At 63.9% G+C, this 9,790-nt stretch carries 12 protein-coding genes and 1 pseudogene; 7 read left to right on the top strand and 6 right to left on the bottom strand.

Features of this window, described 5'->3' with window-relative positions:
* A pseudogene (locus A5622_RS30365) lies at positions 1–300 on the top strand (hypothetical protein); the annotation flags it as partial.
* Positions 301–364: 64 nt separating this feature from the next.
* Here A5622_RS30365 and A5622_RS25010 read toward each other — a convergent pair.
* Complete coding sequence (locus tag A5622_RS25010) at positions 365–1,312, bottom strand: alpha/beta hydrolase fold domain-containing protein (protein ID WP_232003041.1); 948 nt, start codon at positions 1,310–1,312, stop codon at positions 365–367.
* A gap of 89 nt (positions 1,313–1,401) precedes the next feature.
* Positions 1,402–2,631 carry a S9 family peptidase gene (locus tag A5622_RS25005; RefSeq protein WP_066881872.1) on the bottom strand — a complete coding sequence of 410 codons (1,230 nt, stop codon included), beginning with the start codon at positions 2,629–2,631 and terminating at the stop codon, positions 1,402–1,404.
* A gap of 142 nt (positions 2,632–2,773) precedes the next feature.
* On the opposite strand from A5622_RS25005, the gene A5622_RS25000 reads away from it, so the two are divergent.
* Complete coding sequence (locus tag A5622_RS25000) at positions 2,774–3,313, top strand: TetR/AcrR family transcriptional regulator (protein WP_232003040.1); 540 nt, start codon at positions 2,774–2,776, stop codon at positions 3,311–3,313.
* Here the strand turns inward: A5622_RS25000 and A5622_RS30875 are convergent.
* The gene (locus tag A5622_RS30875; RefSeq protein ID WP_369829255.1) at positions 3,208–3,795 is read right to left on the bottom strand and encodes an SDR family NAD(P)-dependent oxidoreductase; all 588 of its coding nucleotides are present in this window, start codon (positions 3,793–3,795) and stop codon (positions 3,208–3,210) included. The genes A5622_RS25000 and A5622_RS30875 overlap by 106 nt on opposite strands.
* A gap of 66 nt (positions 3,796–3,861) precedes the next feature.
* Positions 3,862–4,611, bottom strand: coding sequence for a maleylpyruvate isomerase N-terminal domain-containing protein (locus tag A5622_RS24995; RefSeq protein WP_232003042.1), 750 nt, complete (start codon positions 4,609–4,611; stop codon positions 3,862–3,864).
* Positions 4,612–5,046: 435 nt separating this feature from the next.
* Between A5622_RS24995 and A5622_RS24990 the strand changes: the two genes are divergently transcribed.
* From A5622_RS24990 to A5622_RS24970, 5 genes are all read left to right on the top strand, one after another.
* Positions 5,047–5,328, top strand: a complete 282-nt coding sequence (locus tag A5622_RS24990) for a type II toxin-antitoxin system Phd/YefM family antitoxin (RefSeq protein ID WP_066881867.1) — start codon at positions 5,047–5,049, stop codon at positions 5,326–5,328.
* Positions 5,276–5,611 (top strand): type II toxin-antitoxin system RelE/ParE family toxin, encoded by a 336-nt coding sequence (locus tag A5622_RS24985; RefSeq protein WP_369806970.1) that lies wholly within the window; start codon positions 5,276–5,278, stop codon positions 5,609–5,611. The genes A5622_RS24990 and A5622_RS24985 overlap by 53 nt, the downstream gene beginning before the upstream one ends.
* Positions 5,612–5,855: 244 nt before the next feature.
* Positions 5,856–6,794 carry a hypothetical protein gene (locus A5622_RS24980; protein ID WP_066881863.1) on the top strand — a complete coding sequence of 313 codons (939 nt, stop codon included), beginning with the start codon at positions 5,856–5,858 and terminating at the stop codon, positions 6,792–6,794.
* Positions 6,795–6,841: 47 nt separating this feature from the next.
* Positions 6,842–8,371 (top strand): nicotinate phosphoribosyltransferase, encoded by a 1,530-nt coding sequence (locus A5622_RS24975; protein WP_156753085.1) that lies wholly within the window; start codon positions 6,842–6,844, stop codon positions 8,369–8,371.
* Complete coding sequence (locus A5622_RS24970) at positions 8,368–9,039, top strand: NUDIX domain-containing protein (protein ID WP_066881859.1); 672 nt, start codon at positions 8,368–8,370, stop codon at positions 9,037–9,039. The genes A5622_RS24975 and A5622_RS24970 overlap by 4 nt, the downstream gene beginning before the upstream one ends.
* Here A5622_RS24970 and A5622_RS24965 read toward each other — a convergent pair.
* Both A5622_RS24965 and A5622_RS28695 read right to left on the bottom strand, forming a co-directional pair.
* Positions 9,017–9,292: a hypothetical protein gene (locus A5622_RS24965; protein WP_197508093.1), complete on the bottom strand. Its 276-nt coding sequence runs from the start codon at positions 9,290–9,292 to the stop codon at positions 9,017–9,019. The genes A5622_RS24970 and A5622_RS24965 overlap by 23 nt on opposite strands.
* A 187-nt stretch (positions 9,293–9,479) precedes the next feature.
* Positions 9,480–9,680 (bottom strand): TetR family transcriptional regulator, encoded by a 201-nt coding sequence (locus tag A5622_RS28695; RefSeq protein ID WP_082994688.1) that lies wholly within the window; start codon positions 9,678–9,680, stop codon positions 9,480–9,482.
* Positions 9,681–9,790 lie beyond the last annotated feature (110 nt).

The following is a 9,790-nucleotide window of genomic DNA, read 5'->3' as shown; positions in this document are numbered from 1 at the left end:
CCTGCCGTACTCGCCGCGTCATTCACCCTTCCCGACTTCGGGCCCGATGCGACGTTCCCCGGCGCGGTGGCCATCGGCTTTCAGTTCGTTGACTACGTCGTCCACGGCTGGGACGTCGCGAAATCGCGAAGCATCCCCTTCACTCTCGCCGACGAGGTGGTCGACGCTGCGCTGCCTTTGGCTCTCCTCGCCCCAGAGGGAGAGGCGCGAGACGGCCCCGGCGCACGTTTCGCGCACGCCACCGATGGCCACCGCGCCGGGGAACGTCGCATCGGGCCCGAAGTCGGGAAGGGTGAATGACGCGGCGAGTACGGCATCGTCGGCGAAAGCGGCAAGCAAGTCTTTCCGCTGCGCCGGCGTAAAGTTATGAGGTGCTCCTGGCGAAGTCTGCAATATCGGCGGCGGTAGACCGGGCGATGTCGGGGCAGATGACCGGCAGCACCTCGACACCGTGAATGGTGCCCATGAGTTGGCGGCAGCGGGCGGGGACCTCGCTGTGCAGCAGTAGGCGGTAGAAGCCAATTCCCTCGTCGCGTAGCGGGTCGCATTCGTTGACGCTGATGACGACCGGCGGAAGTCCGCGCACATCCTCGGTGGTGGCAAATCCGGGCCACGCCAGCGGGTTGCGCTCGTTGAAGGCCTCAATGCCGTAAGCCATGGTCGAGCGGTTGTCCTGCACGTGGATGAAGATGCCGTCGTTGTCGGTCGAGGAGGGGTTCTGTGGCAGCGGCCATTGCCCGGCGATGTATGGGCACATCGCATACAAGCCGTGTGCGAGATCGAGATGTCCGTCGCGTTTGAGCTGCATCCCGAGCGCCAGGGTTAGGTTGCCGCCGCCGCTTTCACCGGCGACGATGATGCGTTGCGGGTCGATGCCGAGTGATTCCGCCTGGGCGTGAACCCATTTCAGGCCCGAAACGCAGTCGTTGAGGCCTGCGGGAAATGGTGCCACCTCCGGTGCGGATGAGGGGTGCACAGAGTTGCGGAAGTCGACCATGGCTACCGCGACGCCATATCCGGCGATCATCCGGCCCCACGTCTTGTAGTTGCCGAGGAAGCACGAACTGAACTGCATGCGACCTCCATGGATGTAATAGACACACGGCACCGCGTCGTCGCCCTCGGGCCGGATGAACTGAATCTTTACCGTGTTGTCGTCGGGCGCTGAGGTGAACGTCTCGGTGCTGATAGTCAAACCTGTAGAAGGTGCCACCTCGTCGCTGTCCATCGCGTCGAACAGCGCATTGACCCGGGCCTGTGCGGTGAGCGCCTCGGGGGTGTACTCCTGCGCGAGCAGTTCGTCTCGGCTCACCACGTTGGGCTTGCCAGACCCGAGGTCGATTCCCGCAAATGCCATCTTGATTCGTGGGTCGAGGCGCGGGTCGAGTTCTAATTTGTTCATCACGAACGGGCTCCCATGGTGTCATCCAGCCAGTCGTAGATGCGGGCGAAGGCCAGGCGTTGCGCGCCGGCCTGGCAGTGTGCGCCGGCGCCTTCGTCATCGGTGAACTCCAGCAACGTCTTCGGGCATTCGAGGTGGTCGAACAGCACTCGGGGCTGGCCGTCGAAAAAGACGTCGCTGGCGGCTTCGCACACCAGGGTCGGGCAGCTTATCTGCTCGGCGATCCCACCGGCGAGGGTGTAGTCGAGCAGGGCGGCGAAGAATGCCCGTGGGCTATCGACGCCCATGGCGTACTGACCGTGTGTGGCGGCCCAACGGATGTTGGGGTTGGCCGCCATGAGTTGCTCGATCACCGCGTCGATCTCGGGAGCTGAGTCGGCGCGCAGGGCTGCGTTGAGTTCGGAAGGGGTGCCCTGCATCCACGCCGCAGCTGTGACCCCCATATCGTAGACCCCGTCGAAGGCGATGCAGGCCGCCAGGCGATGCTCGAAGGCCGCAGCCCGCGGTGCGAGCAGGCCGCCCATGGAAGCACCGAACAGGGCGGTCCGGTCGGGATCGACGCCGGGTCGGTCGAGTACCCAGTCGAGCACCGGCGTGACGACGTGCTCCCAGTCGGCACGGAAATGCAGCCCGTCGAAGTGTAGTGCGGCGGGTTGGCCTGGCCCGTCGAAGGTCACGACGTGATACCCGCGCTCCTGGCCCGCCACTGCGCCCAGCGCGTGCATCTCCTCGCACGTGCCGTCGAACCCGCTGTGCATGACGACCGTCGGCCTCGGTCCGCCGTCCCCGCCTAGGCACTGAGCGGGATAGAAGTATCCACGTAAAACTGTGTTCTCGTAGGGGATCTCGATGGGCTCGATCGGTGGATTGAATAAGGCCGCCGCTTTCTGGAAGCACTCACGCGCCCGCGTGTAGGCATGAGAGATGCGCGGATCAGTGGGCTTGCCGTGCAGATAGAAGTCGGCTGATCGGTAGTAGTTGCTCGCACGCATCAATCCGTCGCGGGCGCTGACAGCGTGCCCTGTAGCCAGTGCCTTCTCGGCTTCGGCTGCCACCCGGTCGGCGGTGGCCAGCCACTGGTCATACCAGCCGTCATAGTCGCCCGCGGTGATTGCCTGGGCCGTGGTCAGAACCTCACCGATGTCGGCTGCCCCGTAAGCCGTAGCGCCGAGCACCCGCAGCGTCTCGAACCAGAATGAGGTGTCGTCGCGAAAAAGAATAGGGTTCATGGCCACGCTCCTTAAAGCATTGCTGGTTGCTTTAGGCGACTGTAGGACGCTTGCGTACTAAACGCAATAGCCGATGCTTTAAGATGAGCCCATGTCCCAGCCGCGTGAGGTGCGTCGTCGCCCCGGAGGTCGCAGCGCCCGTGTGGCCGCAGCGGTGTTCGACGCGGTCGACGCGCTGCTCGTCGAATCGGGACCCGGGAGGTTCACGGTCACCGACATTGCCCGGCGTGCGGGGATAAACGCGACGAGCATCTACCGGCGCTGGGGCAGTCTGGAGGCCGTCATCCTCGACCGCGAGTCAGCCAGACTCGACGACCTCTCACCGTTGCCCAACACCGGAACGCTGCGGGGCGACCTACTTGCCTATGCCCACACCGCCGCTGACGACATTCGAAAGCCGGGTCGCCTGGCCTTCCTTCAGGCCTTGGTCGGCGCGAGCGACCTCGATGACGATCGGCGCATGGCTCCTCTGCTCCGGCGGGCAGAGCAGTTCCAGGACATGCTGAACCGAGCCCGCGATCGCGGGGAGTCCGCGCTTGATTACACCGTCGTAGTCGACTGCATCCTCGCGCCGATCTATCTGCGCCACCTCACCGGCCGCGGACTCGACGCTGCCGACATCGAGGTGTTCGTGGATCGCGCACTTGCGTCGGCAGGGCCGCCGGCAATCGCGCCGGGTTGAGATAAACGGTTGCGCTTCCAGCGCATTGATCCACCGTCAAAGCAATGTCCGTCTGCACTTAACGTGACATCCGCATCTGGAGGTGGGGCACGCCAAGCCGCTGTGGCCAAAATGACCGGGAGCCTCCAGGCAAGTGAGACTCGGATGAGCAGATGCACCGGGGCGTGACAATTGATGCGCATCGCATAACCGGGGTCGGCGTCTCTCTCGAGCCCGCCCAAGGCGTTCAGGATCAGTGTGTCCAGGCGACCGAAGTCGTCACGCACGCACCGGATCACCTCAGCGCACGCGTCCGGCTCGCAGATATCTAGGCGTAAAGACGATGCAGAGCCTCCGACCGCGGTGATGCGTTCGACGAGATTGGTTGCACGGCGCTTCTTTTCGCGGTAGGTGACGATTACGTGAGCTCGTGCGGTGGCTAAGTGGCGGGCCGTAGCTGCGCCCACGCCGCGCGATCCGCCAGTGATCAACACAATCGGCATGTACGTCATCGGGTAACTCCTACCTGGTTAGCGTCCGGCCTGGGGCCGGACGTCACAGATGGTCGGTCATTCGACCAGGTCATCATCAGGGGGACGTAAGCCGTCGTTGGTGAAGGCGGGAAGCAGCTTTGTGAAGGCGGGCATCAGCTCTGCCGGGTTCCCGTACCAACGGAGCGCAAGCAGCTGCGCGACGCTGCGCCGCCCGCCGAAGGCACGCAGGGCCTCGAAATCCGAGATGCTCAGAGCGACGCGACCACGCGCCGCGCGCGGAGTACCGAGTTGTACGGATCCAATTGTGGGAGTGCACAACCGGAGCGTTGGCAGCTCAGCTTGTCGAATGAACTGGTCATCCATCGTTGTCACGAAGCTCAGGGCCGACTTGAACGCCGGGTCGCCCGTGCGGAAACCCGGTTCACTTAACGCACCGCGGATATCGTGCTCATGGGTCACCGTGTCGAAAACGAGCTGGCAAACCCCTGCATCAGATGCCAGATCGAGGTTCGCCGCCACCGCGTCGAGCGAGTGGCCCCACAGGTCGAGTAGGTCGTCGATGCCGTATCCGTCCAGTCGCGCGACCTGCGCGTCAGCCCAAGGCCCGGTGCCCTTTTTCTCTAAGTTCAGCGAAATGATGTCCTGGGCATCACCCGTCAGGTGGGCAACCACCTGCCGGATGGTCCACGCGGGGCACGCAGGAACCACCAGCTCTGCAATGCCAGCACGGCCGCGGAGCAGCGCATCAACACGTTCGCAGATAAGACGGTATGCCGCCACCGCGACACGGATCGGCACTAGTTCGGGCAGTTGCCCGCACGGCACGCTCAAAGGTTCTTCTCCTCGCCAACGTCAGAACTCGGGCTGCAGGAAGACGCTACACCAATATTAAGAAAATTAAGAGTTCTGTGTGGTAACAGTAAGGGCCGGGTGCATTAGCCATCGCCAAGCCACGGACGGGTGCGCAGCAGTGTGGGGAGTACGACGAGCGGATCGGCCCGCGCGTGCACTATGCCGCTGGAGCGGCTGCTGACTGATCACGCCCCGCACGATGACGGGTCCAGCGTCACGAACTTAAAGGCGTTCCGGGCTGGTGGAACGTACTTACTGTGTGCGACACCCGCTGACCGTCGCACCGACGCCCGCGGTCATTGAATGTGATGCCCGAGCCAAGCACCAGGGGCGGGGTTTACTGACATAAGTCGCTTATCGGCACCGAATTATGGTCCTTGAAGGACTGGAATACGGTACTATGAGCCCATGCGAGTTATACCGGTTACTCAAGTCAAGGCGAGGATCAACGAGTACGTCGACGCGGTGCGCGACACTCGTGACCAGATCACTATCACCAAGAACGGGGCGCCCGCCGCGGTGCTGATCGGTGTCGACGAGTGGGAGTCCATTCAGGAGACATTGCACTGGCTAGCCCAACCGGGCGCGGCTGAGTCCGTGCAGCGGTCCGAGGCCGACATCGCCGCCGGCCGGACCTATGGCGAGGATGAGATCCGAGCTGAGTATCAGTTTCCGCGGCGGCCGCGCTGAGGTGGCCGGCTCCGACCCCACGTACACAACCCGATTCACGGCCACAGCCCGACGCGACCTCGATAGGTTGCCGCCGCGAATCCTGGGAGCAGTGATCGAATTCGCCTTCGGCGACCTAGCGCGCGAACCGCGCCGCGTCGGCAAGCCACTGCGGGGCGAGCTGGCCGGCTATCACAGTGCCCGCCGCGGCCCCTACCGACTCCTTTACCGCATCGACGATGACGCACAGACGATCTGGGTCCACCGCGCCGACCACCGCGGTGATGTTTATCGGCACCCGTAGAAGCGCCGTTGTGTCACTGTGACGAAACGATGGCCGCGTGGGATCTTGGCCGACTGTGACTAGGCAAATGCTGGTGGCCATCTCCCCAGACCGGGTAGCGCTAAATGCGTTCGGCTACTAAATCCGGCTCTTCAGGCCTCGGCCGTGATGAAGGCCAGCGGTGTGGGGTCACGTCTGCTGGTGTGGGTCAGGTCTGCTCCAACAATTATTTTTGATTTGCGAGAAATTGTGTTACGGTGATCGTATGAGCGATGGCGGATATCAGTTCTACGTACTCACGAGCGACGGTCTGTCGGTTGAGCAGGTGTTTGAGGTGTTCTCCTATCCAATGGGCGACATCACCGTGCGCCGAATCCCCGACACCGAACCGGTTTTCGGGGCAATGCACGTGCTGCAGGTGCACCGGAGCGCTGTGGACTGGACCCTGGTCGCGGAGTGGGCGGCGCTGGTTGAGGATCTGTTTCCGGGCCAGCCCCGGGTGCTGGCGCTTCCGTACTTGCCCAGTGCCCGCGGCGATAAGGACATCCCAAGCCCTGCGGTCGTCAACGCAACGCTGGCGGCCGGCACCGGCATCACCGACATCGTCACCGTGGACCCGCACAGCCCAGTTTGGCTGGCGGCAATGCGGGCGGCCGGTCCGGGGATCCGAGAGCATGTCTTGCCGCTGGCTGACATCGTTGCGGCCGCGTTGAGGGCGGACGATGACCGGGTGACGCACCTGGGCGTCATCAGCCCCGATAAAGGGGCGGTCGCGCGGGCCACCGAGGTCGCCACACTGCTCGGTGCGCCGGTGTATGTGGCCAGCAAGAACCGCGAGCCCAAGACGGGACGGCTGACCCATTACTCGTTCGACGTCGAGCTGGCGCCGGGCAACTATCTGGTGGTCGACGACATCTGCGATGGCGGCGGAACCTTCGCGCTACTGGCCGGCGCGGTACCCGACGGGGTAGTCCTCGACTTATGGGTTACCCACGGTGGCTTTACCAAGCCGAGCTACTCCGCTGAGGCCCGCGCGCCCTATCGCCGTATCTACACCACCGATTCGCTGGGCACTGCGGTGGCGGCCGCCCTGCACGACTACCAAATTCAGGTTATGGCCCTGCAGCCGTGGATCACGGACATCCTGGCCGGCCTCGGCGCTGAGCGGGCCGTGCGGCCCGTCGGTGTGGGCGAGAACCGATGACCGTCCCAACACAGCGACCCGCACACAGCTCTCGAAGGAACGCCGACATGAACGACGTCGTGAATCGTGTGGTGGACACCTTGCTGGCCACTGACGCTTACAAGCTCGACCACCGCCGGCAATACCCGCCGGGCACCGAGGTGGTGTTCTCCAACCTCACCGCGCGCGGCACCCGAATCCCCGGCGTAGACGTGACTGTCTTCTTCGGGCTGCAAGCGTTGCTCACCCAGATCACCGAGCGCTGGGATGAGTTCTTCAGCCTCGACGAGGCAGCTTTGGATGCTGTGTTGGCCGAATACGACAACGTCGTCACATCCCTGTTGGGCGCCAACGACGTCGGGACCGAACACTTCCGCGTCTTGCACAGCATTGGGTATCTTCCCTTACGTATCAAAGCATTTCGGGAAGGGGCCCTGGTCCCGCTGCGGGTTCCCTACTTCACGGTCGAAAACACCGACCCCCGGGTGTTCTGGCTGACCAACTACCTCGAGACCGAGCTCTCCGCCGAGCTGTGGCAGCCGATCACCAGCGCCACCCTGGCCTGGCGCAACCGGATGCTGCTCGACGAACGCGCCCAGGAGTCCGGAGACCCCGCCGCCGTCGACTACCAAGGCCACGACTTCTCCTGCCGAGGGATGGCCGGCATGCGTGCGGCCGCGGCCAGCAGCGCCGGTCACCTGCTCAGCTTCCGCGGCACCGACACTTTGTCCGCGATCGGCTACATCAACCGCTACTACCCGGGCGACAACGGAATCGTCGCGGGATCGTGCCCAGCCACCGAGCACAGCGTCATGTGCGCCGGGGGCCGCGACGCTGAATTCGAGACTTTCGAACGACTCTTGGACCTCTACCCGTCCGGCACCCTGGCCATCGTGTCTGACACCTACGACTTGTGGCAGGTCTGCACCGACTTTCTACCCCGCCTCAAGGACAAGATCATGGCCCGCAACGGCAAGCTCGTCATCCGGCCTGATAGCGGGGATCCCGAGCTGATCCTGTGCGGGGACCCCAACGCCCCGGCGGGCCTCCCGGTACGGCGCGGGGTGGTGAACCTGCTCGCCGAGGAGTTCGGAACTACCGTAAACGACAAGGGCTATTGGGATCTCGACCCGCACGTGGGTGCGATCTATGGCGATTCGATTACCTACGAACGCGCCGACGCGATCACCGCGAACCTGATGCGGCAGGGATTCGCTTCCACCACCGTCGTATTCGGGTACGGCAGCTACACCTACCAGTACCAGACCCGCGACACGTTCAAGATGGCGATGAAGGCGACCTGGGTGCAGATCAACGGCCAAGGCCGCGACATCCAGAAGGATCCCGTCACCGACGACGGGACCAAAAAGTCGGCCACTGGTCGGCTGGCTGTGCGCCGCATGATGGACAGCCGCCCCTACCTGATTGAGCATGCCAACCCCGAGCAAGAAGCCACTCAGGCGCTGCTACTCACCTATGAAGATGGAAAACTGCTGCGGCAGAGTTCATTTGCGGATGTCCGCGATGAACTCGGCTACGAGACAGGGCTGTACCTGCGCCGCACCCGAGGCGCAGCCACCGGTAAGGAGGCACGATGACCTCATTGCGAGAAACCAACCTCACCTATCAGGACGGCGAGCACTCCCTCCACGGCACGTGGCTGTCGGTGGACGTGGTCGCGTTAACCCGCGACGCCGATGAGGTTCGGATTGCGCTCATCACCCGCGCCGGCCAGCCCCACCGCGGTGCGACCACACTGCCCGGAGGCCTGCTGGCCGCCTGGGATCAAGAGACCGTCGAGCAGGCCGCGCGGCGCATCGTCCGGGAAAAAGCCGGCACCGAGGTGTGCAGCGGGGTTGCCATCCTCGATGTGGTCAGCGACCCCGGCCGAGACGAACGAGGACACACCGTCTCCATTGTCGTCGCAGTCCGCATCCCCGCCGGCACTCCAGGCGCGGTGCGCGTCGACGATGTTCCCGACGACATGCCGTTCGGGCATTCCGCGATGGTGCGCACCGCGCTGGCCAAGATCAACACCGCGCTCTTCACCGACCCCGCACTGACCTACGCGCTGCTCGGTGACGCCACCACCATCACCGAGGTCATGGCGCTCACCCGGGCCTGCGATCCAAACGCCAGCGAAAGCACCATCGGATCCCGCCTGCGCCGCTGCGGCATGTACCAACCAGACCCCGACCGCAGCCGAAAACGCGAAACCGGGGCCGGCAGACCAGCTTTGGTCTTCACAAAGACCCACACCGGATAGCTGGTTGCTGTCCCGAGACATTAAAAACGACGCTGAGCTGCGCGCCGCGTATCACCTCAAGTTCATCGCCGACGACCAAATCACAGGACTGACGGTAGCCGTCGAAATCGCTGCCCTTGATGCTGGTGATGCGCGAGGCGACCGCGGCGATCTGGTCCTCGCTTGCCTTAGGCATCGTGACGACCACTTTCAGTTCCGCGCCGTTCTCGAAATCGTTAATATAGCCGGGATTAACGCTTTCGACCACAGGCATCTTCGCTATTTCGGCTTGAAGGTGGCGGGCCTCGGAGCTGCGATCCAGGGCAGCGCACGCACCAGTCGCCGCCACCAGACACGCCAACGGCCGGCATGCATAACCACCACAGCCGGCGCCGCCTGATCAGCGTTAGCGCGGCGCTAACCGAACTGACCATTATCGGCGACGCGCGGAGCCCTTAGCGTCATCGATCCGGCGCTCGCGCCTCGCAGGACAGGGGAGCGCAGTGTCGCCTCCCGCCGGCCCGCTTCCCACGTCGCATCGCCTCGTACTCGCCGCAGGGGTGTTCCCGCAAACTTTCCACGGCTTCGACGACGAGGCGCGCCTTCGATGGCCACCTCCGATACATCGTTGCCTTACTCACCCCAGAACGCGCGGCCACCATGAGACCGACAGTCGGGGCAGGTCTGATTCATCTGATGCAATATGCAGCGCCTAACCCGACATAATGTCACTTATCGGCAAAAGCCAATCGCGAGCTCACGCCGACCACGG

Origin of the sequence: Mycobacterium sp. 1245801.1 (assembly GCF_001673055.1) — a bacterium.
In the GTDB taxonomy this organism is placed as follows: Bacteria; Actinomycetota; Actinomycetes; order Mycobacteriales; family Mycobacteriaceae; genus Mycobacterium; species Mycobacterium europaeum_A.
The sequence above is the reverse complement of the archived record's forward strand: the minus strand, read 5'-3'. Positions and strand labels throughout refer to the sequence as shown.